Below are 24,810 nucleotides of genomic sequence, written 5' to 3'. Positions count from 1 at the left end.
CTCCACTTTCCACGCCGGGTCTGAGAAGCGCCTGAGATCCGCCTGGGAGGTACCCGGGAAACGCCCCGGTCATCGCAACCGGTCGGCCATCTGCTCCGGCGTCACGTCGTTGATCCACACTCCCATGCCGGACTCGGAACCCGCGAGGTACTTCAGCTTGTCCGCGGACCGCCGGATGGAGAACAGCTCGAGGTGCAACCAGGCCAGGTCGCGGCCGGTGCGCACCGGCGCCTGGTGCCAGGCGGCGATGTAGGGCAGCGGCCGGTCGTAGAGGCCGTCCAGCCGCCGCAGCACCTCCAGGTAGGTCGCGGCGAAGTCGTCCCGCTCGGCGTCGTCGAGCGCCGGGAGGTCCGGGACCCGGCGGCGCGGGGCGAGGTGGACCTCGACGGGCCAGCGCGCGGCGGCGGGCACGTAGGCGGTCCAGTGCTCGGAGTCCAGCACGATCCGCGTGCCCTCGGCGCGCTCGGCGGCGAGCACGTCGCCGAGCAGGTCGCGGCCGTGCTCGTCGCGGTAGCGCTCGGCGGCCCGCAGCTCCTTGCCGGTCCTGGGCGTGACGAACGGGTAGCCGTAGATCTGGCCGTGCGGGTGCGAGAGCGTGACGCCGATCTCCTCGCCCCGGTTCTCGAAGCAGAAGACCTCCTCGACGCCGGGGAGCCGCCCCAGCGCCTCGGTGCGGTCCGCCCACACGTCGACGACCTGCCGCGCCTGCGCCCGGCTCAGGGCCCCGAACTTCGAATCGTGGTCGGAGGTGAAGCAGACCACCTCGCAGCGGCCGGTGGCCGGGGCCGCGGGCACCATCGGCATCCCCGCGACCGTCCCCGCCGTCCCCGGGATGTCCTGGGCCAAGGACGGGAACTGGTTCTCGAACACGACCACGTCGTAGTCGTCCTCGGGGATCTCGGTGGGCCGGCCGGGGCGGCTCGGGCACAGCGGGCACAGCTCGACCGGCGGCTTGTAGGTCCGCGACTGCCGGTGCGCGGCGATGGCGACCCACTCGCCGGTGAGCGGATCCCGCCGCATCTCCGAGGCCGGGGCCTGCGGCGGGAGGTCGCGCTGGTCCTCGGCGTCCCGCCGCGCGTCCGGGTCGGCGTCGAAGTAGATGATCTCGCGGCCGTCGGCCAGCCGCCGGGCGGTGCGCTTCACGCTTCCTCCTCCTGCTCGGTGACCTCGGCGAGCAGCAGCTCGATCTGCTCGGACAGCGCGGTGCGGGCCTCGGCCGGCAATCCGTCGTCGCTGATCAGCAGGTCGGCCTCGGCGAAGTCGACGATGGTGGATATGCCCACGGTCGACCACTTGGAGCTGTCGGCGACCACCACCAGGCGCCCGGCCGCTTCGGCGAAGGCCCGGTTGGTCTCGCCCTCGTTGAGGTTCGGGGTGGTGAAGCCGGCGCGCGGCGCCATCCCGTGCACGCCGAGGAACACCAGGTCCAGGTGCAGCGAGCGCAGCGACTTCACCGCCACCGGCCCGACCAGCGCGTCGGAGGGGGTCCGCACGCCGCCGGTGAGCACCACCGCCCGGTCGGTCCGACCGCGCTGCTGGAGGGCGTCGGCCACCCGCACCGAGTTGGTGACCACGGTCAGGTCGGGGATCTCGTCGAGGTGCCGGGCCAGCGTCCAGGTGGTCGTCCCGGCGGTCAGGCCGATGGCGGTGCCGGGCCGGATCTGCTCGGCGGCCAGCCGCGCGATGGCCTCCTTCTCGGCGAGCTGGCGCACCGACTTGGCCTCGAAGCCGGGCTCGTCGGTGCTGCGCCCGATCATCGAGGTCGCCCCGCCGTAGACCTTCTCCACCAGGCCGCGCCGGGCCAGCGCGTCGAGGTCCCGGCGGATCGTCATGTCCGAGACGCCGAGCCGCGTGACCAGGTCGCTGACCTGCACCGCGCCGGTCCGCCGGATCTCGTCGAGGATCACGTCCTGGCGTTGCCGTGCGAGCACACCCACCTCATCCGTGCGCGGACCCCGCCGGATCCGCGCCGTCGTCGGAGCCCCTCCGGCCAGCAGCGACCGAAAGCACTCCTTGCACCGTCAAGTCAACACGAACCAACAGTACCCGCACACCCCAACAGGGATGTACGGCTCCTTGTTGATCACGATGCGTATCGGATGTTCAGTGCTGTTGGATATCCGGGACACGACCGGGGAGTGTCATGCGCAGCAGCGCGCCACCCTCCGGAGCCTCCCCGGCCCACACCGCACCGCCGTGACGCTCGGCGACCTGCTTGACGATGGACAGCCCGAGCCCCGAACCGGGCAGCGTGCGGGCGTCCGAGGACCGGTAGAACCGCTCGAACACGTACGGCCGGTCGCCCGGCGCGATGCCCGGACCGGCGTCGGCGACCTCCAGGACGGTGTGCCGGGCGCCCGGGTCCGGCCGCAGCTCGACCCGCACGGTCGCCCCGTCCGGGCTCCACTTGGCCCCGTTGTCCAGCAGGTTGAGCACCGCGCGCTCCAGCGCGGTGGCGTCGCCCATCATCCGCCACGGGTGCAGCCGGACGTCGAACTCGACCCGCTGGGCGCGGCGCTGCGCCCGGCTCAGCGCGCGCTCGACGACCTCGACGAGGTCCACCGGCTCGTGCACCACCTGCGGGGTGTCCTCGCGGGCCAGCTCCACCAGGTCGCCGACCAGCGCGGACAGCTCGGTGACCTGGGCCTGGACGTCGGCGAACATCTCGTCGCGGTCCTGCTCGGACAGCTCCGGGGCGTCCGGCCGGGCCGAGGCCATCAGCAGTTCGAGGTTGGTGCGCAGCGAGGTCAGCGGGGTGCGCAGCTCGTGCCCGGCGTCGGCGACCAGCCGCCGCTGGCGCTCCTGCGATTCGGCCAGCGCGCCGAGCATCCGGTTGAAGCTGGTGGTCAGGCGGGCCAGTTCGTCGTCCCCGCTGACCGGGATGGGCCGCAGATCCCCGGTGAGCGCGACCCGCTCGGTGGCGGCGGTGAGCCGCTGCACCGGGCGCAGGCCCGCCCGCGCGACGGTGGTGCCCGCCGCGGCGGCGAGCAGGATGCCCGCCCCGCCCATCACCACCAGGACCACGCTGAGCTGCGCCAACGTCTGCTGCGTCGGGCGCAGCGAGGTGGACATGACCACGGCCGCGCCGCCGGCCCCGGTGGGCACCGCGACGATCCGGCTGTTGGTGCGCTCGTCGGTGCGCAGCGACTCCGCGATCTCGCCGCGGGCGACCGCGAGCTCCTGGTAGCTGGTGGGCGGCCGGCTGCGGCTGTCGACGTCCGGCGGGTGCACCTCGGTGCCGTTGGCGAACAGCACGCTGATCTTGAAGTTCGCCGCGTTGTAGAAGGCGACCGGCACCTGCTGCAGGTCGGGGGTCCGCACCAGCGGGCCGTGCGCGGCCTCCACCGCGCGCTCGGTGAGGTTGTCGTCCACCTGCTCGTAGAGGCTGTCGTGCACGGTGAGGAAGGCCGCCACCGACACCAGCGCGACCGCGCCCGCCACGCAGATCGCGGCGAGCCAGGTCACCCGGTTGCGCAGGGACACCCGCTGGAGCCGGCTGTTGCCCGGTCCGTCGGGGGCCAGCAGGTCCGGCGGCGGCGGTGCGGAGCTGGTCACGGCGGCGTCTCGCGGAGCACGTAGCCCACCCCGCGCACGGTGTGGATCAGCCGCGGCTCACCCTCGGCCTCGGTCTTGCGCCGCAGGTAGCCGATGTAGACCTCCAGGGCGTTGCCCGAGGTCGGGAAGTCGTAGCCCCAGACGTCCTCCAGCAGCCTGCTGCGGGTGAGCACCTGCTTGGGGTGCGCCATGAGCAGTTCCAGCAGCGCGAACTCGGTCCGGGTGAGGCTGATCGACCGCTCGCCCCGGCGGACCTCCCGGGTGCCCGGGTCCAGCTCCAGGTCGGCGAAGCGCAGCGGCGCCGGACCGCCCCCGTCCTCCGGCGGCGCGGCCCGGCGCAGCAGCGCGCGCAACCGCGCGAGCAGCTCCTCCAGCGCGAACGGCTTGGGCAGGTAGTCGTCGGCGCCCGCGTCCAGGCCCGCCACCCGGTCGGAGACCGCGTCGCGGGCGGTGAGCACCAGGATCGGCAGGTCGTCACCGGCGCTGCGCAGCCGCCGGGCCACCTCCAGGCCGTCCAGCCGGGGCATCATCACGTCGAGGACCAGGGCGTCCGGTCTGCTGCCCGCCAGGGAGTCCAGGGCCTGTTGACCGTCCGCGGCGAGCTCGACCTGGTAACCGTTGAACTGCAACGACCTCCGCAGGGACTCGCGCACGGCTCGATCGTCGTCGACGACGAGGATGCGCATGGGCCCAGTCTTACCCGAAGCCCTGAGAACGAGCTGAGAGCCCGCCGCGGTGCCGGTGCCGGAGCCCGGCGGTCAGCGCCTCGGCGGACGGGCCCGGTCGCCGTAGCGGCGGCGGAACTTCTCGACGTTGCCCGCGGTGTCCAGCAGCGTGCTCTTGCCGGTCCAGAACGGGTGCGAATACGCGCTGATGTCCACCACGACCAGCGGGTAGGTGTTGCCGTCCTCCCACTCGACGGAATCCCGGGACGTCTCGGTCGAGCGGGTCAGGAACTGCTCGCCGGTGGCGCGGTCCCGGTAGACGACCGGGTGGTAGTCGGGGTGCATGTCGCGCTTCACCGCGTCTCCCCTCCGGTGCCCCGCAAGGCACCTGATGTTGATAACCGTTTTCACCTGACACCGTACCGGCGGCGTCCACCTCCCCGGCTACCCGGCCGCCCGGACCGGCGAACCCGAGGTGCGGCGGAGATCACCGGCCGGGCCCCGGGGCGCTGCGGCAGGATGGGCCGGATGAGCAGCGCGACCCCGAACCCCTCCGACCTCTACGACGTGATCAACCGGCGCCGCGACGTGCGCTCCGAGTTCACCGGCGGACCGGTCCCCGACGACGTGCTGCACCGCGTGCTCACCGCCGCCCACCGGGCGCCCAGCGTCGGCCTGTCCCAGCCGTGGGACTTCGTGCTGGTCCGCTCCGAGGCCACCCGCCGGGCGTTCAAGGAGCACGTCCTCGCCGAGCGCAGCGTCTTCGCCGCCGACCTCACCGGCGAGCGGGCCGACACCTTCTCCCGGATCAAGGTCGAGGGCATCGTCGAGTCGTCGCTGGGCGTGGTCGTCACCTACGACGCCGAGCGCGGCTCGCCGCAGGTGCTGGGCAGGCACGCGATCGCCGACGCCGGGCTGTACTCGGTGTGCCTGGCGATCCAGAACCTCTGGCTGGCCTCGACCGCGGAAGGGCTCGGCGTCGGGTGGGTCAGCTTCTACCGCGAGGAGTTCCTGCGCAGGCTGCTGGACATCCCCGGCGGGGTGCGCCCGGTGGCGTGGCTGTGCCTCGGCCCGGTCCGCGAACTCGCGACCGCGCCGGACCTGGAGCGGCACGGCTGGCGACGTCGACTGCCGCTGGAAGACGTGGTTCACTACGAGACGTACCAGCGCGGTCACGTGCGGTGATCGCGCTCACCCGAACGCCGCGGGGGCGTGGTGCCGCAGGACGTACCGCTGTTGGCCGGGCACCTGCCGGCCCAGGACCGGCAGGTGCGGCTGCTGCTGGACGCCGGTCGGCTCTCCGCCGCCGACATCGCGTTCGACCAGCTCATCGCCGCCGGGCAGGACCGGGTCGCCGAGCAGTGGAACCGCTCCACGGTGCTGGTGAACCGGGCCCTGCTGGCCTGGCGGCTCGGGCGGGTGGCGACCGCGCTGGAACTCGCCGCCGACGGCTGGACCGAGTTCGACGTCGACCACCCGCCCGGCCCGGCCGGCGCGCACACGACCAGCATGCTCGGCTGGTTGATGGAGGTGATCGGGCACCGCGGGCCGGCGCTGGACCTGATGGTCCTCGGCGTCCAGCAGGCGCGCGGGTGCCATGACCCGGACGCCCTCGCCCACTGCCTGTGCCGGGAGGGCATCGCCCGGATCTTCCGCGGCCTCGACGCCGACCCCGCCGAGCACTTCGGGCGGGCCCGGGAACAGCTCGCCGAAGCCCACGAGCTGGCGTCCCCGGGCCAGATCAAGCGGACCTCGCTGGCCGGGCTGGCCCGCGCGCTGGCCGGCACCGGTGAGCCGGTGGCGGCCGAGCGCTGCGCCGAGCGGGCCCTGGCCCGCGGCGGCTCCGCCCAGCACTGGTTCACCACCGCGGTGGCCGACTGGGTGCTGGCGGTGGTCGCCCGCGACCGCCACGAGCTGCGCGACGCGCGGACCTACGCCAGCCGGGCGCTCGACGGGGCCGAGCGCATCCGGGACACGCTGCTGATGCGGCGGTTCGCCGCGGAGCTCACCGGGATCTGCGAGCTGCTGGAGGACCCCGTCGGGGAGACCGCCGCGCTGCGGCGCAGCGTCGCGGCGGGCGCGATGGCCGTCGAGGCGTTGCAGACCGGGCTCGGTCAGGCCCTGGAGCAGCGGCGGGTCGCGGCGCACGCGCAGCGGATGGCGATGGCCGCGCACGAGGTGGCGGTGCGCGATCCGCTCACCGGGACGGTGAACCGGCGCGGGTTCGAGCGCTTCGGCCCGCCGCTGCTGGAGCGCGCCGAGGGCGACGGCCTCGGCATGTGGCTGATCATGCTCGACGTGGACGGGTTCAAGGAGATCAACGATCGCGGCGGCCACACCTCCGGTGACGTGGTGCTGCAGGAGCTCGCCGGGCTGCTGCGGGCGGTGGCGCGCACCGACGACCTGATCTGCCGGTGGGCCGGGGACGAGTTCGTCGTGCTGCTCGCCGACGACGACCACCGGCGGCGGGCGGGCCCGGTGCTGGCCGAGCGCATCCGCGACGCCGTGCACGCCCACGACTGGCAGCTCGCCCTGGGCCGGACCATGGAGCCGCCGACGGTGAGCATCGGCGTGGCGGGCGGTCCGCGAGAGCTGAAGCACCTGTTCGCCGCGGCCGACATCGCCCTGTACCGGGCCAAGCGCGGCGGCCGGGACCGGGTGGAGATCGACACCAGCACCTCCCGCCCCACCATCGAATGAGAACTACACTCCTCCGGTGCCTTCCGGACCGTCGAGCGAACCGCTAGGGTCCACCCTTCCCGGAACCCGGAACCCGGAACCCGGAACCCGGAACCCGGAACCCGGAACCCGGAACCCGGAACCCGGAACCCGGAAGCGCCGGTGGGCGGCATGAGCAGGTGGGACACCGTCCGGCCGGAGCGCGCGGTGCTCGGGGTGGTGCGGACGCTGACCGCGCTGGACCGGCTGCTCGACGTGCTGCCGGTGCTCGCCGACGACCTGCGGGTGGAGACGCGGTTCGCGGTCGCGGCCGGATCGCCGTTCGGCGCGGACCTCGGCACGGCGTTGCGCGCGGCGGGCGTCCCGGAGGTGGCCTGGTCGCAGGCGGGGCGGTTCGACCTCGCGCTCTCCCCGAGCAGCAACGGTGCCCTGCACGAGCTCGGCATCCCGCTGGTGACGCTGCCGCACGGCGCGGGCCACGCCAAGCTCCGCGCCACCGAGCACGGCCACTCCCCGGAGGTCTCCGGCCTCTCGCGGACGCAGCTCCTGCACCGCGGCCGGGTGGTGCCCACCGCCGTCGGCCTGGCCCACCAGGACCAGGTCGCCGTGCTGCGCCGGAGCTGCCCGGAGGCGGTGCCGCGCGCGGAGGTGGTCGGCGATCCCTGCTACGACCGGCTCGCCGCGAGCCTGCCGATGCGCGAGCACTACCGGCGCGAGCTGGGCACCGGGGATCGCACGCTGGTGCTGCTGGCCTCCACCTGGGGCGAGCACTCGCTGTTCGGCGCCCGCGGCGGGCTCGCCGCCGAGCTCGTCGACCTGCTGCCGCCGGAGCGCTACCAGGTCGCCCTGGTGCTGCACCCGAACGTCTGGACCCGGCACACCCGGATGCAGCTGGAGCTGTGGACCAGGCGGGCGCGGGCGGGCGGCCTGCTGCTGGTGCCGCCGCTGCGCGCGTGGCAGGCGGCGATGGTCGCGGCCGACGTCGTCATCTCCGACCACGGCTCGCTGACCTGCTACGCCGCCGCGCTGGGCAAGCGCCTGCTGCTGGGCGCGTTCGGCGGGCACGAGCTGGTACCGGGCTCGTCGGCGGAGCTGATCGGGCGGCGGGCCGAGCGCCTGACCACCCCGAGCCGCGCGGCCGTCGACGCCGCCGCCCCGCTGCCCGGGCACGGCGAGCTGGCCGAGCGGACCTTCGGGCCGCGCAGCGCCGCCCGGCTGCGCGCCCTGCTCTACCGGCTGCTCGACCTGCCCGAACCGGACTGGCCGGTGCGGACCGAACCGGTGGAGCCGTTCAGTCCGTGAGCCGCTGCCGCACGCGCTCGGCCTCGGCGCTGCCCGCCTGGTCGTAGATCGTCAGCGCCTCCTCCAGCAGCGGCCGGGCTCCGGGGCGGCCGAGCGCGGTCAGCGCGTCGGCCAGCAGCACCAGCGGTTCGGCGAGGTCGAAGGAGGCACCGCGGCCGCGCACCGACGCGATCGCGGGTTCCAGCGCGGCCAGCGCCTGCTCGTGCTCGCCCCGGCCCAGGTGGATGCGGCCGATGGCGGTGGAGATCCGCGCCGGGGTGCGCCGGTCGTCGGGGAAGGCGGTGAGCCGGTCCAGGGCGCCGCGCAGCGAGTGCAGCGCCTCGTCGTCCCGCCCGAGGCGGTGCAGTGATCGCCCGATCAGGTACTCCTGGAGCGCCACCCCGCGCGGACGGCCCATCCCGGCGTTGAGCTCCGCGGCCCGCTCGAACAACCCGATCGCCTCGGCGTGCTCCCCGCGCGCGGCCCGCACCTTGCCGTGGAACTCCAGCGCGGAGGCCAGCACCCGCCGGTGCCCGGCGCGCTCGGCGATCCGGCAGGCCCCGGCCGACTCCTCCTCCGCGGCCACCGGATCACCGGATTCCACGAGGAGCTGCGCGCACAGGCTGCGCAGCCGGGCCTCGGCGGCGGACAGCCGCGCGCGCTGGGCGGCCTCGACGCCGAGCCGGAAGGCGCGCACCGTGTCGGCGTAGTGCTTGTGCTGCTGGTGCAGCGCCCACAGCGGACCGTCGCAGAGCGCGATCACGTCCTGGTACCAGCCGCGGTCGTAGGAGATCCGGAGGACGGCGAGCAGGTTCAGCCGTTCGCGTTCCAGCCACTCCAGCGCGGTGACCTCGGTGTAGGGGTTCTCCCCGGAGACGTCGTCGTCGGCGATGCGCAACCGGCTGGGCTCCATCACCTTGCGGTCGCAGTAGGCGCCGTGCAGCCGGTACCAGTCGACGAGCCGGCGCAGCGCGTCCGCGCGGTGGTCGGCGGACAGCAGCGCGGCGTGGGCCTGCGCGTGCGCCCGGATCAGCGCGTGGAATCGGTACTGCTGCCGGTCGTCCTGGGTGAGCAGGCCGATGTCGTGCAGGTCGTCGAGCCGGTCGGTGGCGTCGCGGACGGTCAGCTCGGCGAGCACCGCGACCGCCTCCGGGCAGAAGTCCTCGCCCGGGAACAGCCCGAGCACCTGGTACAGCTCGCTCTCGGCTTCGGGCAGGTCGTCGAAGACGAAGTCCAAGGCCACGCGCACCACCGGTTCCTTCCGCAGCACCATCCGGTCCAGGCGGGTCCGCTCCTCGGCGAGCTCCTCGACCAAGCGCTGCACCTGCCTCCGCCGCCGATGGTTCAGCCGACCGGCCACCACCCGCAACGCGAGCGGCAACCGACCGCACAAACGGATCAACTCGGCGACCGCCGCGGGTTCCTCGTCGACCTCGACGCCGCACCGCCGGAGGTACTCCAGCGCGTCCTCGTGGGCGAGCAGTTCCAGCGCGACGGGCACCACCCCGTCCCCGATCAGCTCCTCGGCGCGCTCGTTCGTGGTCACCAGCACCATCCCCGAGCCGGTCCGCAGGTCCAGGAACTCGGCGGGGTCCGCCGCGTCGTCCACGACCACCAGCACCGGATCCCGCGCGGTCCGGGACCGGAACAGCGCGAGCGCGGTGCCGGGGTCGTCGGGAACGTCGCGCTCCCCCAACGACCACAAGCACCGCCGCACCACGGCGTCCAGGCCGAGCCGGCTGACCTCGCGGGGGCAGAACACGTCCCCGCCCGGGAACCGCTCCCGCACCGCGTTGCCCCAGTGCGCCGCCAACGCCGTCTTCCCGACCCCGCCGATCCCGCTGATCACCGCGAACCCGGACTCCACCGCGTCCAACGCCGCCACCGCCCCGACCCGGTCCACGAAGTGCGGCGGCGCGGCCAGCAGCTCCCGAGGCACCGCGGGCTCCGACGGCACGTGCACGTGCACGCCCCCGGACACGCTCCCGGCCTGCACCAGCAACCGCGCGTCCCCGGAATGCACGTTCACCGCACCACCCGCGGCGGTGCGGTCCTCGTCGCCCCGGGCATCCCTGTCGTCATCCACGGTGTCCACCCCAGCCAGCACGTAACGGCGCCCTGACCCTACGCGACCACCCCCAGCGCACGGCCCCGTTCCGGCACCCCGGCACCGCCTGTCCCACCCCACCCCGCCAGCAGGTACCCTCCAGGAGGTCGCACGACCACGCCCCCGTAGCTCAGGGGATAGAGCACCGCTCTCCTAAAGCGGGTGTCGCAGGTTCGAATCCTGCCGGGGGCGCTCTCCACCACCAGCACCGACCTGCGGCGGAAGTCCTCCACGGAGCGGCTTGGGCATCGATGTCCGCGTGGATGACGTCCGTGATCCCGCCCCGGGCCGCGCGCCGGTCCCGCCTACCGCGGGCCCTCGCGGAGGAAGGTGCCGAACTCGTCGGCGGGCAGCGGCGCGGAGAACAGGTACCCCTGGTAGGCGTCGACACCCACCGCGCGGAGCAACTGGTGCTGCGTGGTGGTCTCGACGCCTTCGGCGATGCAGAACCGCCGCAACGTGCGGACCAGCTCGGTCATGGCCCGCGCGATGCCGAGGTCGTCGGCGTCCGTGCCGACGCCCGCGACGAACCCCCGGTCGAGCTTGACGATCTGGGTGGGCAGCTCCTTGAGCCGGGTGAGCGAGGAATAGCCGGTGCCGAAGTCGTCCACGGCGAACCGCACGCCGGCGTCGACCAGCTCGGTCATCGCGTGGCGGGGTTCCGGCCCCATCGACGCGAGCACCGTCTCGACCATCTCCAGGACGACGTCCTCCGTGGAGGCGCCGAACTCGTCGAGCAACGACGAGATCGTGTCGACGAAGCCCGGTTGTTCCGGCCGCAGCCCGGCCAGGTTGACCGCGACGCTCACCCGTCGGCCGTCCGGCCGGATCCAGCCGGCCGAGTCGCGCAGCGCCGTGCGCAGCACGCAGCAGTCCAGCGCGGCCAGCATCCTGCCCTGCTCCGCGACCTCGAGGACGACGTCGGGGGTGAGCGGGCCGAAGTGGGGGTGCTGCCACCGCAGCAGCGCCTCGGCCATCACCACGTTCCCGCCGTTGTCGACGATGGGCTGGTAGTGGAGGTCCACCTCGTCGCCCTCGATCGACTCGCGCAACGTCTCCTCGATCGCGAGCTGGTCGCTGGCCGCCCGGGTGCGGTGCGCGCGTCCGTGCACCACGTTGATCCCCTCCTGGTCGCGCACCCGGTTCTCGAGCATCGCCGCTTCGGCCGAACGCAGCAGCTCGCTCGTGGTCGTGGTGGGTTCGCCCACCACCGTGGCACCGACCGACGCGGACAGGTGGACCCGCCGGTCGTGCAGCGCCACCGTCATGCGGAAGAGCTCGGCGACCTCGCCCACCAGCGCTTCGATGCCCGACACGGCGTCGAGGTCGGAGCACACGACGAGGAACTCGTCGCCGTAGAAGCGCGCGGGCGTGCAGTTCGGCGGCAGGCCGGCGGCCAGCTGCCGGGCCACCTCCACGAGCAGCTCGTCACCCGCCTCGTGACCGAGGGCGTCGTTCACCCGCTTGAAGTTGCTCAGGTCGCAGAACAGCACCGCGATCTGCCCCGGGGACGCGCGGAGGAGCAGCGAGGAGACCAGTTCGTCGAACCCGCGGCGGTTGAGCAACCCGGTCAGGTCGTCGTGGGTCGTCTGGTGGCGCAGCGCCTCGGTGTGCCGGACCTGCGCGGTCACGTCGTGGAAGATCACCAGCCACGAGCGGTTGCCGTCGTCGCGCACCGACGCCGCCCTGTGGAGCTGGCACAGCACCGGTTCACCGTCGAAGCGGGACAGCACGTGGTACGGCCACGGTCCGCCCGTCCGCCCGATCACCGAGTCGGGAGGACGGGGGATCAGCCCACCGCTCTCGTCGTCCGGGTGCAGCACGTCGCGGTCGCTGCGTTCGCGGAGCTCCTGCAGCCGGTATCCCAGCAGCTCGCACAGGGCGCCGTTGGCGTCGAGGAAGCGGCCCGACTCGTCGAACAGGGCGATGCCGGTCGAGGCGAGCTCGAACAGGTCGGTGAACCTGCGTTCGGAACGCTGCTGGCGGGCTTCGGCCTCGCTCTCGTCGCGGACGACCTTGATGAAGCCGTCCAGCGCGCCGCCGGGACTCCGCTGCGCCGTGATCACCACGTGCGCCCAGAAGCGCGTCCCGTCCTTGCGCAACCGCCAACCCCGGTCGATGAAGAACCCGTTCGCAGCGGCCTGCTGCAGCTCCCACTCCGGGTATTCCGCAGCGACTTGCTCCGAGCGGTAGAAGATCGAGAAGTGCTGACCGATGATCTCCTCGCTGCGGTAGCCCTTCAGCCGCTCGGCACCGGCGTTCCAACTGGACACGCGGCCCTGCGCGTCGAGCGAGAAGATCGCGTACTCGCGCATGTCCTCCGCGGCGAAGATCTTCGCAGCCCCGAGCTGCACGGCCTCGCTCCGGTGATTTCCGGTCCCGTGGTGGTCCATCCAGGCTTCCCCGCGTTCGGACGTGGCGCGGCGCTCGTCCGACGAACGTAAGCCGCGACCACGGGCGGGGCAACTCCGCCGGGCACCGCTCACCCGCAGCGGCGTCGACCCGGTCGAGGTCGCGCGGGACGATGCCCAGGGTCGACCGGGCGAGGAGGTCGCTGCTCTCGAAGGCCGTCCCGGCCGCGTGCACCCCTGCCACGTACTGGCCGACCGCGAACCGCCTCGGGTGCGCGCGACCGTCCGCGTGCAGCAACCTGCGGTCGCTCGCGCGAACGCCGATCGTGCCCGTGGTGTAGCCGACGCCCTACTCTCAGCGCGTCCGCGGTGAAGTACCTCGGCAGCGGCTGCGGATCCGCGGGCAGTGCGTAGCCGAACTTGGCGTGGTACGGCAGTCCACGCCGGGAACCCACGAACAGAACCGGCTCCCGCCCGCTCGGGCGGTAGGCCAGGCCGTCCTCGGTCTGCTCGAACCGGCCGCCCCTGCCCTCGCACAGCAGCGCCATGCAGTCCAGAACGTGAGGACGAGGTGAAGCCAGAAGGGCCGAGGCACCGCCGCTCGCACCGCGAACGTTCGAGGAGAGCGATGGGCACCACGACCTACACCGCACCCGGATTGACCGAGGTGGGCGAGTTCGGCACCGACACCCTCGGTGGTTTCGGCGACGTCTCCGACTTCGCCGGCTTCTACAACTAGGACACCCCGTGCTGCGTCCCGCGCCTGGTGACGGCGCGGGACGCAGCACGGGTCGTCGGCGCGGTCAGGCTCGCTTGGCGTAGTCGGTGGCGCCGTACCAGTCGACGAGGACGACGTCCTCGTCGCCGACGACCCAGGCGTCGTGGCCCTGGGGCAGGGAGCTGATCGAGCCCGGTCCGACGTCGAACTCGTCTCCGTCGGACATCCTCACGCGCAGCTTCCCGGAAACGTGGTACTGGAAATGGGGGGCTTCGCACCACTCGGTGCCGACGATGGGCTTGACGTCCCGGCTCCACTGCCAGCCGGGGTGCAGCACCAAGCGCCCGATGGCGCCGTCGGCCATGTTGAGGACCTCGGCCCGCCCATGTTCGAATTCCCGGATCTCATCCGGGGCGTCGAACCCTCGGTGTTCGACGGTCTGCCGGTGCTGTGTGGTCATGGTCCGCTCCTCTCTGGTGACCGCCTCCGCCATTGTTTTCCCGCCAGGACCGCCCCGGCCAGGGGCTTTCTGCCCGGCCGCCGACCAGCGCAGCCCGCGTCACCGCGCGTCACCGGCACGTGACCGACCGCATCGCACCTGCGCGCTCCCCTCGGGCGGCCGGGCTTCCTCGGTCCGGGGCGCGGGGGACGTTCGTGCTGTTCATCCGGTGCTCACGCGGATGGCGGTACGCCTTCACCGTTCTGGCTGAGAGTGGGGTGGTTCCCGAACGATGGAGGTCGTTGTGCCTGAGTTTTCGCGGCGTAGCGTGCTGCTGAGCGGCTCCTTGGCCGGTGCTGCGGCGCTGTCCACCGCGGCCGCGCTCCCGGTGGCCGCCGCACCCGGAGCGGGGGCGGCGCGGCGCGGTGAGGTTTTCACGCTGGGCGTCGCCTCCGGTGACCCGGCCCCGGACGGCGTGGTGCTGTGGACGCGGCTGGCGGCGGACCCGCTGGCCGAGGACGGCATGGGCGGGATGCCGGGCAAGGCGCTGCCGGTGCAGTGGGAGGTCGCCGAGGACGAGCGGTTCACGCGCATCGTGCAGCGCGGTGAGGCCCAGGCGGCCCCGGAGCTGGGCCACAGCGTGCACGTCGAGCTGACCGGTCTGCGCCCGGACCGCGAGTACTTCTACCGGTTCCGCGCGCAGGGATCGCTGTCGCCGACCGGCCGGACCCGCACCGCGCCGCTGCCGGGCGCCCTGACCACCTTGTCGATGGCGTTCGCGTCCTGCTCGCAGTACGAGCACGGGTACTTCACCGCCTACCGCCACCTCGCCGAGGAGCACCCCGACCTCGTGCTGCACCTCGGTGACTACGAGTACGAGTACGAGGCCGGGGATTACGTCGCGCCGGGCGGGAATCCGCGCGACCACCGGGGCCCGGAGACGGTGTCGCTGGCGAACTACCGGCAGCGGCACGCCCAGTACAAGACCGACCCGGACCTGCAGCACGCGCACTCGGTGGCTCCCTGGGTGGTCGTGTGGGACGACCACGAGGTCGACAACAACTGGGCCGACGAGGTCCACGAGAAGCCGGAGATCCCGCAGCCGGACTTCCTGGCGCGCCGCAAGGCCGCTTTCCAGGCGTACTACGAGAACATGCCGCTGCGCCGCGCGCAGATCCCGAAGGGGATCGACCTGCGCCTGTACCGCCGCGTCCAATGGGGACGGTTGGCGACGTTCCACATGCTCGACACCCGCCAGTACCGCGATGACCAGGTCGGCGGCGACGAGTCCCCGACGCAGGACCCGGCCCGGTCGGACCCGAAGCGCAGCTTGACCGGCGCGGAGCAGGAACGTTGGCTGCTGCAGGGCCTGCGGTCGTCCGGCGCCCGGTGGGACGTGCTGGGCCAGCAGGTCATGTTCGCCGAGATCGACCTGCAGAACGGGGCGGAGAAGGGCTACAACCCGGACGCCTGGGACGGTTACGTGGGTTCCCGGCAGCGCGTCATGCGGGGCTGGCAGCAGGCGAAGACCCGCAACCCGGTGGTGCTCACCGGCGACGTCCACAAGCACTGGGCCAACGACGTCCACGATGGTGACCGGGTGGTCGCCACCGAGCTGACCACCACGTCGATCACCAGCGGCGGTGACGGTTCGCCGGAGCTGACCGCCGAGGAGCAGGCGTACCTGCGGGAGAACCCGCACGTGAAGCTGTACGCGAACCAGCGCGGCTACATCCGCACCACGTTCACCGAGGGCGAGGTGCGCGCGGACTACCGGGTCGTCCCGTACGTGACGAAGCCGGGCGCTCCGGTGGAGACCTTGGCGTCGTTCGTCATCGAGGACGGCAAGCCGGGGCTCAACCAGGCGTGACGGCCGGGCGGCGTGCTGCTCGGTGCCCGGGCCGCACGCCGCCCTTCCCGGGTCACACCGGAGCGGGCTCCGGCGACGCGACGACGCCCAGGGCCGACCGCGCGAGGAGGTCGCTGCTCTCGAAGAACCCGGACGCCACCGGGCCGTCCCCGGCCGCGTGCACCCCTGCCACGTACGGGCCGACCGCAAACCGCCGCGGATGCGCACGACCGTCCGCGTGCAGCAGCCTGCGGTCGCTCGCGCGGACGCCGATCGTGCCCGTGGTGTAGCCGACGCCCTCCTCCCAGCGCGTCCGCGCCGTGCATTCACCGCGGTCCCGGAGCCGACGCAGCAGGTCGTCACCGGTGTCGGGCAAGGTCGGCGCGCGCAGCCGCGACTCGATCAGGCAGCGGGCTTCGACCACGTCCGGGACCACCGGGCTGGCGGCGCGGAAGATTCCCCGCTCCGGGTCCGCGGTGATCGCCACGTCGGGACCGAGGAACCGGACCAGCCCGGCCCGCGAGAGGGCGAGCAGCTCGGCCAGCCGCCGAGGGGGCGGTCCGCTGGTCACGAAGCTCACCAGCGGCAGGAACCCGTTCTCCAGCTCCAGCACGAGGGAACGCGCGGACAGGGCGTCCGACTCCACGAGCTCGATCAGCACCTCGACCGCCGCGAGCAGGCCGTTCACCGCGGCGAGCTGCGGGCTGTGCGCCGGGTCGCAGCGGTGCCGCAGGTCGTCGTCGATGTACTGGCGGATCTCCCGCTGCAAGGCTTCGGCGTCGCCCCACGTCCCTTCCAGTTGCCCGTCGAGCAGGTCCCAGGTGAACCGGTCGGACTCCGCGGGCACGCTCCTCGCGACCAGCTCGTCCCATTCCCGGCCGCCCCAGTCGAGGTCCGCCAGCGCGGCGGCGAAGTCGGTCCAGGTACCGCGGACCCGGTCCGGGCGCGCGCGGAAGAACTCGCGGTAGTACGCCGCAGCGACCTCCTTCGACAGCAGCGGCCACAGGTCGCGGCCGAACTCCAGCGGCGCACCGCGCGACCGCGCCGCGTCCGCGGTGAAGTACCTCGGCAGCGGCTGCGGATCCGCGGGCAGTGCGTAGCCGAACTTGGCGTGGTACGGCAGTCCGCGCCGGGAACCCACGAACAGGACCGGCTCCCGCCCGCTCGGGCGGTAGGCCAGGCCGTCGTCGGTCTGCTCGAACCGGCCGCCCCTGCCCTCGCACAGCAGCGCCATGCAGTCCACGAACGTGAGGCCGAAGCCGCGCAGCAGGACCGGTTCGCCGGCGGGCACCTCCTGGAGCCGGTCCTCGTCGACGTAGCCGGAGGGCAAGTACCGCAACCGGTGCTGATCGGCGAACTCGGTCAGCCGCCGCTCCTCGGGAGTGGCCCGCGACTCGAAGTTCCCCTGGGCGAGGACGACCTGGTCGACCACCAGGCGGGACCGATCGGCCAACGTCACCACCTGCGAGCCGTCCGGACCGTCGGCGATGTCGGTCGCCCGCGTCCGGTGCACCACGATCCGCACCGACTCGGGAGCAGTCCCGACGACTCGGTCGAACACCCAGGTGAAGTACTCCCCCACCAGCGGCCGAGGCGCGAAGGAGTCCCCGGTCAACCGCTGCGCCGCTGCCGCCTGCGCCGCGGGGAGTTCGTACGGGGCCACCGCCGACAGCCACTCAGCGAACGAGGGCAGCGGGCCGGCGGGGCCGTGCACGGCGGTCTCCGGACCGGTGAACATCCGCACGGCGGCGACGGTGGAGTTCATCCGCAGCAGGTCGGACTGGGCGCGCCGCCAGATCCGCCCCGGGCCCGGCGGGAACGGATCGACGACGTGGACGTCCAGGTACCGCCCCGTCGGCCGGTGCGCTGCCCAGGCGCACAACCGCTCCAGGACCGAGGTGCCGCGCGGGCCCGCCCCGACCAGGCAGATCGCCCGATCCCGGTCGGCGGTGCTCATGCCGCACCGCGCAGCCGCCGGACGACCACGGTCGCCGCCCGGTCCGGTACCAGCGTCACGTGCCGCCGCACCGCCGCTTCCCCGGGGGCGTCGGTGATCTCGAACTCGAATCGGCGCAGCAGTTCCCGGAGCACCACGCGGGATTCCACCTGCGCGAACGTGGCGCCGAGGCAGCGCCGGTTGCCGATGCCGAACGGGATCCAGTCCGCCACCGCACCCTTCTCCAGGAACCGCTCCGGGCGGAAGCCCGCTGGTTCGGGGAAGGATTCCGCCGACCGGTGGAGCAGGTCGATGCTCGGCCACAGGTTGGTGCCCGCGGGCATCCGGTAGCCCGCGAACTCGGCGTCCCGCGACAGCTTCCGGCCGATCTCCGGGACCACGGGCCGGCTGCGCAGCGTCTCCTTGATCACCGCGTCCAGGTAGGTGTCGTCGCCCGAGTCGGCCGCGGCCCTTGCCCGGGCCAGCACCTCGGGGTGGCGGACCAGCCGTTCCAGGCACCACGCGAGTCCGGTCGCGGTCGTCTCGTGCCCGGCCAGCAGCAGGGTGACGAGCTGGTCGTGGATCTCCTCGTCCGACATCGGCCCGTCCTCGACATCGGCCCGCAGCAGCATCGACAGGACGTCGGTCCGCTCGTCGAGCCGGGGATCGCGGCGGTGCGCGGCGATCTGCTCGCCCAGCAGCGCATCGGTGCTGGCGCGCATCCGCTTGCGGCGCAGGCGGGCCGGGTGGCGGGCGAAGCGGACCTGCCCGGGCAGCGCGTCGAACCACGATCCGGAGTAGAGCAGCCGCAGGACCGAGCGCTGCACGCGCTCCTTCAGCACGGCGTCGTCGATGCCCATCACGTTGCGGGAGATCACTTCCAGCGAGATGGCCTGCATCGCGGGCAGCGCGCGGACCGGCTCGCCCACCGGCCACTCCGCCAGGTTCGCCGCGGTGATCTCGCGCATCAGCTCGACCTGGTCGCGCACCGCCTTCCCGTGGAACGCGGGCATCATCAGCGCCCGGCTGCGGGCGTGCTCGGCGTCGTCGGTGACGAACACCGACCTGCGGCCGAGGACGACGTCGCCGAAGCTGTTGGCCTTCCCGGCCTGGAAGACGGCCGGATCGGCGCGCACCAGCGCCTTCACGTCGTCGCGGTCGGCGAGGAAGACGATCCTGCCGAACGGCCACACCCGGACGGTGAACCTGGTCCCGTACTCGGCGCGGCACCGCCGGACGTAGTCCTCCGGGTCGTTCCAGTAGCGCAGGGTCTGCACCAGCGCCGGGGTCGACGGGCCAGGTGGTAATCGGGTTCTCATGGTGTGCTCACCTCGCGGGCGCGTTCGCGGTCGGCGACCGTCTTCGGCGTGATCACGTCGGTCGGCAACGCGTTGTTCGTGATCCGGGAGAACATGTTCCGGGGGCCGACGATGTGCGCGTGGTCGGCGCGAGCGGTGCGCATCCCGTCGACCACGGTGCTCCAGTGCACCGGGGTCACCCAGCCGTCCAGCAGGTCCCGCTTGATCTCCTCGGGGTCCGACAGCAGTCGCCCGCTGACGTCGGAGAGCATCGGCCACCTCGGTGCGCGCCAGCGGACCTGGTCGTAGACCTCGGTTTCCAGCCGGTCGCGCAGCGGGCGCACGCTGGCGCAGTGCTCCGACCGGTTCATCGTGTAGAACGGGTGGCCACCGGACTCCCGGATGCGCTCCGCCAGCGGCTCCAGGTCCGCCAGCGGGCCTGACACGGCGTGCACCGAGTCGTCCAGGTAGATCGACACCTCGACGTCGCGCCCGGCCGCGCGGAACTCGGCGACGAGGTCGTCCACCTGCCGGGAGTTCAGCCGGTAGAAGAACAAGCAGCCCAGGGGTTCGGCCAGCGCGTCGAAGTAGTCGACCTCCACCGCCGCGCTGCCGCGGACCAGCGCCAGTCCGTCCTCGTAGGACAGCGCACCGGAGAACACGGCGGCGATGATGGCGCCGAAGCTCTGGCCGCCGCACAGGACCGGGTCGATCTCCACGTGGTCGAGGGCCCAGTCCGCGAGTGCCAACGTGAGCACCAGGAAGCCCGACTCGTAGACCTCCCAGTCGTAGACCTCCGCGGTGGCGTAGGAGTCCACGAGGGAGTAGCCGAGGAACTCGTCGGCCACCGAGATCCGGCTGCGCGCGTAGTCGTTGGTCCGGAGGAAGCCCTCGACCGCCGAGAACTTCGTCGGCACGAGACCGGGGAAGTAGAGCGCGTCACGGCGCACCGAAATTCACCTTTCTCCGTTGCGGGGCGGGACCGCGATCAGATCCGGTCGAGCAGTTCGCGCTTCTTCTGCTCGAATTCCGCGCTGTTCAGGATGCCCGCCTGGTGCAGCTCGCCGAGTTCGCGGATCGTCGCGAGGATGTCCTCGCGCGACTCCCGGGGCGGCTGCGGCGCGGCGGGCAACGCCGGGCGCCCGTCCGCGTTCCCCGGGTCGAGCGCTTCGGGTCGCGCCGCCTGGATCGCGGCCAGCACGGCCGCGGCGAACGGCAGCGAAGCGGCGGTGCCGCCGTAGCCGAAGCCGAACATCAGGGCCCGGGCGTTGTCCTCCGGCGGCGCGTCGGCCCGCTCGCCGTGCGGCACCAGCAGGAGGTGGCCGGAGGCCAGCCCGGGCTTGGCCCACTCGACGCCGGCGAGTTCGGCCACCGGGTGCTGCCGCCGCGGCGCGCGGTGCTTCGCGCTGGAGGCATCCGGGTGCCACTGGAACTCGACCGCGGAACCGTCGAAGAAGGCTTCGCCATCATAGCCCTTCAGCCGCCGCTGGGACCGGTCGACTTCGACGAGGAAACGCGGTGCGGGTGCGGCGGAATCGGGGTTCAGCGCGCAATGGTCGTTGACGTGGTCCGCGTAGTAACCGGCCAGTTCGTGCTGGTTCTCCGCCAGTTCGATCCGATGCGGCTCGGTGTCATCGGAAAGCTGCCCGGCCGCGACTTCGGTCAACGGATCGGCGCCGACACGCAGGTGGAGCACCAACTGCGGGTTCCCATCGCCGCCGGCCGCCGTGGCCCGCGAAATCGCCTGGTAGGGAATCGTCCGGTGCCGCAGCTTGCGCAACAGCCGAGGGTGCCCGAGTCCGCTCGAATAATTGATCTCGATGCGATCGTGCTCGAATACCCACGTGGCATTCGCCCCCACCAGCTCCAACCCCAGTCCCATGCGGTGAACGTACCAGGGCGGAAAAACCACCGGCAAGCGAACGGCGGAATTCATCCGCACCCCGGCAATTCGGCGAAGCTCGGTGGCCGCCGCGACGGCCACCGACGCTCCCGACGCCCGATCCAGTCCCGTTGGTCCAGATCAGCGCGTCGGACACCCCCAGGATGCCCAACCCGGCACAGCGAGCTCGAACCTGGTCCGGCCGACTCGCGGACCGGCTCAGTCGAGCTTCTTGTTCTTCCCCGGAAAGAAGACGTAGGCCAGGGCGACGACGATTTCAACTCCCCCGATGATGGCCACCACGTTCCCCACCGTCTGCAATTCGAACGGGCCGATCTCGGTATCACCCCCGTAGAACCGCAGCACGAGTCCGACAACCACCATGACCACGCCGATGGCTATTGTCTTGACGTTGGACATAATTGCTTCACCTCCATATCCGATAGGTGTTCATGATCTTACCAGAGCACCCGCGCGCACCACGCGGTTTTTTCGTGATATCGCCGCACCGAGCCCGCGGCGAGCGCGGAACCGGTTGCGACGGCAACGGTCACAAAATGCGACATTCTCATCGAATCCTCCGGACCGGCGCTCGGCGCCCTGCACCGATGCGCGGGAGCGGCTGGGTCGGCGCCGCGTCCTCGGCGAGCACCCGTGCCCGTCTGCTCGGCACCGCATCGGGAATTCTGGGAATGGGTTGGGTCATCGACACCGCGTCGAACACCCGCGGGATCGGCTGGGTGACCGGCGCGACGTCGCGCACCCGCGGCAGCGGCCGCGTCACCTCGGCGTCCTCGGCGGCCCCGGCCGTGCCGCTCCGGGAATCGAGGCTGTGCAGGTGCCGGACGAAGATCAGCCCGATGGCGAGCGCGAGGTAGCAGCAACCGAGCACCAGCATCGTCATCCGCACGCCGACGCTGCTGATCATCCCGGTCGCCGCCGAAACGGCCAGCGGCGCGGGCGCGGACATGACCGTGTTGGCGATGCTGACGACCCTGCCGAACAACCGCTTCGGCACGCGTTCCTGCAACGCCGCCATGTAGAGCATGTCCAGCGGACTCGTCACCACCCCGGCCAGCGCCATCACGACGAACGTCGGCACCACGCCGAGGCGCATCGACAGCAGGAGCACCAGCCCGGCGAAGGCGAGGTAGACGCCCAGGTACGTCCGGCGCTTCGGCATCCGGTGCCCGATGATCCCGTAGCCGACCGTACCGAGCAGCGATCCGATGCCGAAGGCACTGATCAACGCCCCGTACAAGGCCGGCTGGTGGAGGACTTCGGTCGCGTAGGCCGTCAGCCCGATGGAGGCGAAGCTGGTGTCGAAGGCGACGAACACCATCGTCGCCACGACCAGCGTGCGCAGCACCTTGTCGTGGAACAAGTAGCGGAGCCCGACGCGGAACCGCCGGTAGTAGCTCGTCCCGTCCTCCGGACCGGATCGCTGCCCGGGCGCGGCATCCGGCACGCGCGCCAGCAGCAGGAGCACCGACGTCCCGAGCATCCCGGTGCTCGCGTTGAGCAGGATCGTCCACTCGCTGCCCGCGAACGCCGCGATCCCGCCCGCGGCGAGCGGTCCCACCAGGTTCGACGAGGCGGTGACCGTGCGCAGCGTCGCGTTGGCGCGTTCCAGCGGCACCCCGGCCGCCCCCGCGAGCTGCGGCACCAGGCCGAACATCGCCACCCGGCCGGGTTCGTCGGCGATGCTGCGCACGAGCGCGAGCACCAGCAGCAGCGCCGGCGACAGCAGGCCGGCGCTGTGCAGCAGGTAGACCGCCAGGGTGGTCGTGGCGGCGAACGCGCTGGAACCGAGCAGGCTGGCGCGGAACCCGAGCCGGTCGACCAGGGGGCCCTGCAGCAGCCCGGTGACCACCGAGCCGCCGACGCTCACCGCCGCGATCCAGCCGGTGAGCGCGAGGTCCTGGGTGGTCTCCAGGACGAACAGCGGCAACGCGGCGGTGCCGGTCACATCCCCGATGACGTTGATCGAGGAGCCGGCGAGCAGCGTGCGGTACGGCTTCCGGTCCCCTCCCGGGACCGCCGGGATCCGGACCGTGGGCCGGTCCGCCGCCGCTCGATGCCGTGCCATGCCTCAGCCGCTGTTGTCGGGGGCCGTCTCGGAGTTCTCGGCGTTCTTCGCGGTGCGGGGGAACAGCGTGAAGAACAGCGCGCCCGCGGCGTCGACCAGGTACACGATGACCCAGATGCGCCCGACGGTGGTCAGCCACTCGGGACCGTCCAGCGGCGCCCCGAACCCGGCGGCCAACGACGAGGCGCCGAGCAGCCAGAGCACCCCGTGCCCGGCGACGAAGACGCCGCTGTGCCAGTACCAGTCGCGGCGGCGACGGCGCGAGTGCTCGCGGTCGAGGACCCGGGTGTCCGCGCCCCGCGCCGGGGACGCCGCCTCGGTGGTCAGCGCACGCCAGGCGCGCGGCACCACCGCAGCGGTGAGCGCCAGGCCGACCGCGGCCGCCGCTGCGGTGATCGCGATCCCAGCGCTCTGGTAGAGCGCTCCGACGCCCGCCGTCCCGGCGGCCACACCCGCCAGCTGCGCGGTCTCGTAGTAGCTGATGCGCTGCCCGATCCGCGCACCGGCGCGGTCCGCGACCGCGGATTGCTCGGCGGGCAACGCGATTCCCAGCGCCGCGGCGGCGAGGATCCACACCAGGCCGAGCACCCAAGGCTCGGGCTCCGTCGCGAGCGCGCCGGTGACCAGCGCGCTGGCCAGCAACGCCAGCACGACCGCGGTCCGCTTGCCGAGCCGGGCCAGCACGTGGTGCGCGAAGTTCGGCACGACGATGAACGCGATGAATCCGGGCGCCAGCACCGACGCGATCTCGTACGGGCCGTACTGGTGCTCGGTTTGCAGGTGCAGGATCAGCAGCAGGCTCATCCCGGCTTCCAGCGCCGCGGTCACGCCGCACACGACGAGGAACGGCAGCAGGCCCTTGGCCGCGGGCCGGTCCTCCCCTGGCCGGTCCTGCTCGGGCAGCGGCTTCCCGGCCGCGGCGCGCACGGTGAACCCGAGGAGCACCGCGGCGACCACGCCGGAGGCCGCACCGAGCGCGAAGACCGCCGGGTAACCCAGGTCTTCGAGCGCGACGAAGCACAGGACGTAGGCGATCAGCGCGCCGGTCCCCTCGAAGGAGAGCAGTCGGCCGAAACCCCGCCCGTCTGGGTCGGATTCGGCGCCGACCCAACTGCGGACCCCCACCCAGAAGAACGAGCCACCGATACCGCTCAGGGCCGCCATCGCGAATGCCGGGGCCAATCCGCCGACCCAGGCGAATCCGATCAGCGATCCGGCGTGCAGCAACGCACCGGCGGCGGCGACCGCGATCTTGTTGGCGCGGTCCACGAGAATTCCGCAGAGCGGCCGCGTCACCAATGCGGCTACCGCGCAGACCGCGACGAGCGCACCAATTTCGGCAGGAGACGCACCCAGGATCGCTCCGCTGTACAGCGGCAGGATGAATTCGAGCACCTCCATGGGACCGCCGGCGAAAGCGGCCGAATAGAAGACTCGTTCTGATCGCGGGAATCGCTGCCGATCGGCACTGTCGGTCATCATCGTTCCTGTTCCATCGGAGGAGCAGCGTGGAAAGAGCGGCGCGGGGCAGTATTGCACCCGCGCACCGCCGGGCGGCGACTCCGCCGGTCCAGCCGTCGGGCCGGACCGGCGGAACACCTGGTGGCGAACAGGACGTCGGCATCCCGGAGCGGATGCTCCGCCCTCCAGCGCATGTAGGTCGAAACCGAACCGCCCTACTCGCCACCCGGCGATCGCTCACGGCTGCTCCGCCGCGTTTTCCGCGGCGGCATCATCAGCAGCCGCTGCTCCAGGTGCTGCCGGGCACCTGGGCCTCGGCCGCGCTGGTCTCCAGCGCCTGCAGGTCAAGAATGGACACTAGTGGTCACCTCCTCATTTCCTCTCGCAGTTCTCCACCGCGCTTTTGGCGGCGGGGTCTCAGCAGTTGTAGCTGGCGGTGCTACCCGGCACCTCGGCCTCGGCCGCGGTGGTCTCCAGCGCCTGCAGATCAAGAATGGCCA

Annotated in this window: 19 protein-coding genes and 1 tRNA gene; 5 read left to right on the top strand and 15 right to left on the bottom strand. The window is 72.4% G+C overall.

Annotated features, from left to right (window positions below):
- Window positions 1–69: 69 nt before the first annotated feature.
- The 5 genes from galT to ACQP0T_RS03570 all read right to left on the bottom strand — a co-directional run bounded on the left by galT (window position 70) and on the right by ACQP0T_RS03570 (window position 4,577).
- Complete coding sequence (gene galT / locus ACQP0T_RS03590) at window positions 70–1,143, bottom strand: galactose-1-phosphate uridylyltransferase (RefSeq protein WP_433871284.1); 1,074 nt, start codon at window positions 1,141–1,143, stop codon at window positions 70–72.
- Window positions 1,140–1,931, bottom strand: coding sequence for a DeoR/GlpR family DNA-binding transcription regulator (locus ACQP0T_RS03585; RefSeq protein ID WP_433871283.1), 792 nt, complete (start codon window positions 1,929–1,931; stop codon window positions 1,140–1,142). Before ACQP0T_RS03585 ends, galT begins: the two co-directional genes overlap by 4 nt.
- A gap of 172 nt (window positions 1,932–2,103) precedes the next feature.
- Window positions 2,104–3,555: a HAMP domain-containing sensor histidine kinase gene (locus tag ACQP0T_RS03580; RefSeq protein ID WP_433871282.1), complete on the bottom strand. Its 1,452-nt coding sequence runs from the start codon at window positions 3,553–3,555 to the stop codon at window positions 2,104–2,106.
- Complete coding sequence (locus tag ACQP0T_RS03575) at window positions 3,552–4,241, bottom strand: response regulator transcription factor (protein WP_433871281.1); 690 nt, start codon at window positions 4,239–4,241, stop codon at window positions 3,552–3,554. The genes ACQP0T_RS03580 and ACQP0T_RS03575 overlap by 4 nt, the downstream gene beginning before the upstream one ends.
- 72 nt (window positions 4,242–4,313) lie before the next feature.
- The gene (locus tag ACQP0T_RS03570; protein WP_345367163.1) at window positions 4,314–4,577 is read right to left on the bottom strand and encodes a type B 50S ribosomal protein L31; all 264 of its coding nucleotides are present in this window, start codon (window positions 4,575–4,577) and stop codon (window positions 4,314–4,316) included.
- 171 nt (window positions 4,578–4,748) lie between these two features.
- On the opposite strand from ACQP0T_RS03570, the gene bluB reads away from it, so the two are divergent.
- The 3 genes from bluB to ACQP0T_RS03555 all read left to right on the top strand — a co-directional run bounded on the left by bluB (window position 4,749) and on the right by ACQP0T_RS03555 (window position 8,201).
- Window positions 4,749–5,405 carry a 5,6-dimethylbenzimidazole synthase gene (bluB, locus tag ACQP0T_RS03565; protein WP_433871280.1) on the top strand — a complete coding sequence of 219 codons (657 nt, stop codon included), beginning with the start codon at window positions 4,749–4,751 and terminating at the stop codon, window positions 5,403–5,405.
- Between the two features lie 30 nt (window positions 5,406–5,435).
- Window positions 5,436–6,920: a diguanylate cyclase gene (locus ACQP0T_RS03560; RefSeq protein WP_433871279.1), complete on the top strand. Its 1,485-nt coding sequence runs from the start codon at window positions 5,436–5,438 to the stop codon at window positions 6,918–6,920.
- 150 nt (window positions 6,921–7,070) lie between these two features.
- Window positions 7,071–8,201 (top strand): hypothetical protein, encoded by a 1,131-nt coding sequence (locus ACQP0T_RS03555; protein WP_433871278.1) that lies wholly within the window; start codon window positions 7,071–7,073, stop codon window positions 8,199–8,201.
- On the opposite strand, the gene ACQP0T_RS03550 is transcribed toward ACQP0T_RS03555, so the two are convergent.
- Window positions 8,191–10,266 carry an NB-ARC domain-containing protein gene (locus ACQP0T_RS03550; RefSeq protein WP_433871277.1) on the bottom strand — a complete coding sequence of 692 codons (2,076 nt, stop codon included), beginning with the start codon at window positions 10,264–10,266 and terminating at the stop codon, window positions 8,191–8,193. The two genes, ACQP0T_RS03555 and ACQP0T_RS03550, sit on opposite strands and share 11 nt — an antisense overlap.
- A gap of 140 nt (window positions 10,267–10,406) precedes the next feature.
- On the opposite strand from ACQP0T_RS03550, the gene ACQP0T_RS03545 reads away from it, so the two are divergent.
- Window positions 10,407–10,479 (top strand) — tRNA-Arg (locus ACQP0T_RS03545).
- 113 nt (window positions 10,480–10,592) lie between these two features.
- Here the strand turns inward: ACQP0T_RS03545 and ACQP0T_RS03540 are convergent.
- Window positions 10,593–12,680 (bottom strand): putative bifunctional diguanylate cyclase/phosphodiesterase, encoded by a 2,088-nt coding sequence (locus ACQP0T_RS03540; protein WP_433871276.1) that lies wholly within the window; start codon window positions 12,678–12,680, stop codon window positions 10,593–10,595.
- Window positions 12,681–13,441: 761 nt separating this feature from the next.
- Window positions 13,442–13,816: a cupin domain-containing protein gene (locus tag ACQP0T_RS03535; protein ID WP_433871275.1), complete on the bottom strand. Its 375-nt coding sequence runs from the start codon at window positions 13,814–13,816 to the stop codon at window positions 13,442–13,444.
- Between the two features lie 271 nt (window positions 13,817–14,087).
- Between ACQP0T_RS03535 and ACQP0T_RS03530 the strand changes: the two genes are divergently transcribed.
- Window positions 14,088–15,665: an alkaline phosphatase D family protein gene (locus ACQP0T_RS03530; RefSeq protein WP_433871274.1), complete on the top strand. Its 1,578-nt coding sequence runs from the start codon at window positions 14,088–14,090 to the stop codon at window positions 15,663–15,665.
- A 52-nt stretch (window positions 15,666–15,717) separates the two neighbouring features.
- On the opposite strand, the gene ACQP0T_RS03525 is transcribed toward ACQP0T_RS03530, so the two are convergent.
- The 7 genes from ACQP0T_RS03525 to ACQP0T_RS03495 all read right to left on the bottom strand — a co-directional run bounded on the left by ACQP0T_RS03525 (window position 15,718) and on the right by ACQP0T_RS03495 (window position 24,328).
- Window positions 15,718–17,601, bottom strand: coding sequence for an FAD/NAD(P)-binding protein (locus ACQP0T_RS03525; protein WP_433871273.1), 1,884 nt, complete (start codon window positions 17,599–17,601; stop codon window positions 15,718–15,720).
- Complete coding sequence (locus tag ACQP0T_RS03520) at window positions 17,598–18,899, bottom strand: cytochrome P450 (RefSeq protein ID WP_433871272.1); 1,302 nt, start codon at window positions 18,897–18,899, stop codon at window positions 17,598–17,600. The genes ACQP0T_RS03525 and ACQP0T_RS03520 overlap by 4 nt, the downstream gene beginning before the upstream one ends.
- Entirely contained in the window at window positions 18,896–19,828 is a 933-nt protein-coding gene (locus ACQP0T_RS03515) for an ACP S-malonyltransferase (RefSeq protein ID WP_433871271.1), read from the bottom strand. Before ACQP0T_RS03515 ends, ACQP0T_RS03520 begins: the two co-directional genes overlap by 4 nt.
- 38 nt (window positions 19,829–19,866) lie before the next feature.
- A complete protein-coding gene (locus ACQP0T_RS03510) occupies window positions 19,867–20,862 on the bottom strand; it encodes a DUF4429 domain-containing protein (RefSeq protein WP_433871270.1) in 996 nt (331 codons plus the stop codon).
- A gap of 117 nt (window positions 20,863–20,979) precedes the next feature.
- Complete coding sequence (locus ACQP0T_RS03505) at window positions 20,980–21,180, bottom strand: hypothetical protein (protein ID WP_345367196.1); 201 nt, start codon at window positions 21,178–21,180, stop codon at window positions 20,980–20,982.
- Window positions 21,181–21,328: 148 nt separating this feature from the next.
- Window positions 21,329–22,849: an MFS transporter gene (locus tag ACQP0T_RS03500; RefSeq protein ID WP_433871269.1), complete on the bottom strand. Its 1,521-nt coding sequence runs from the start codon at window positions 22,847–22,849 to the stop codon at window positions 21,329–21,331.
- Window positions 22,850–22,852: 3 nt separating this feature from the next.
- Window positions 22,853–24,328: an MFS transporter gene (locus tag ACQP0T_RS03495; RefSeq protein ID WP_433873581.1), complete on the bottom strand. Its 1,476-nt coding sequence runs from the start codon at window positions 24,326–24,328 to the stop codon at window positions 22,853–22,855.
- Window positions 24,329–24,810 lie beyond the last annotated feature (482 nt).

Source organism: Saccharopolyspora sp. CA-218241 (genome assembly GCF_050954615.1).
GTDB classification, from domain to species: Bacteria; Actinomycetota; Actinomycetes; order Mycobacteriales; family Pseudonocardiaceae; genus Saccharopolyspora; species Saccharopolyspora cebuensis.
This window is presented reverse-complemented; position numbering and strand designations above follow the sequence as displayed.

Bases quoted from the DNA above. Each gene is read 5' to 3' on its own strand.
- ACQP0T_RS03535 (WP_433871275.1), bottom strand. From the start codon at position 13,816: ATGACCACACAGCACCGGCAGACCGTCGAACACCGAGGGTTCGACGCC.
- ACQP0T_RS03500 (WP_433871269.1), bottom strand. From the start codon at position 22,849: ATGGCACGGCATCGAGCGGCGGCGGACCGGCCCACGGTCCGGATCCCG.
- bluB (WP_433871280.1), top strand. From the start codon at position 4,749: ATGAGCAGCGCGACCCCGAACCCCTCCGACCTCTACGACGTGATCAAC.
- ACQP0T_RS03555 (WP_433871278.1), top strand. From the start codon at position 7,071: ATGAGCAGGTGGGACACCGTCCGGCCGGAGCGCGCGGTGCTCGGGGTG.
- ACQP0T_RS03520 (WP_433871272.1), bottom strand. From the start codon at position 18,899: ATGAGAACCCGATTACCACCTGGCCCGTCGACCCCGGCGCTGGTGCAG.
- ACQP0T_RS03525 (WP_433871273.1), bottom strand. From the start codon at position 17,601: ATGAGCACCGCCGACCGGGATCGGGCGATCTGCCTGGTCGGGGCGGGC.
- ACQP0T_RS03495 (WP_433873581.1), bottom strand. From the start codon at position 24,328: ATGACCGACAGTGCCGATCGGCAGCGATTCCCGCGATCAGAACGAGTC.
- ACQP0T_RS03540 (WP_433871276.1), bottom strand. From the start codon at position 12,680: ATGGACCACCACGGGACCGGAAATCACCGGAGCGAGGCCGTGCAGCTC.
- ACQP0T_RS03575 (WP_433871281.1), bottom strand. From the start codon at position 4,241: ATGCGCATCCTCGTCGTCGACGACGATCGAGCCGTGCGCGAGTCCCTG.
- ACQP0T_RS03530 (WP_433871274.1), top strand. From the start codon at position 14,088: ATGGAGGTCGTTGTGCCTGAGTTTTCGCGGCGTAGCGTGCTGCTGAGC.
- ACQP0T_RS03505 (WP_345367196.1), bottom strand. From the start codon at position 21,180: ATGTCCAACGTCAAGACAATAGCCATCGGCGTGGTCATGGTGGTTGTC.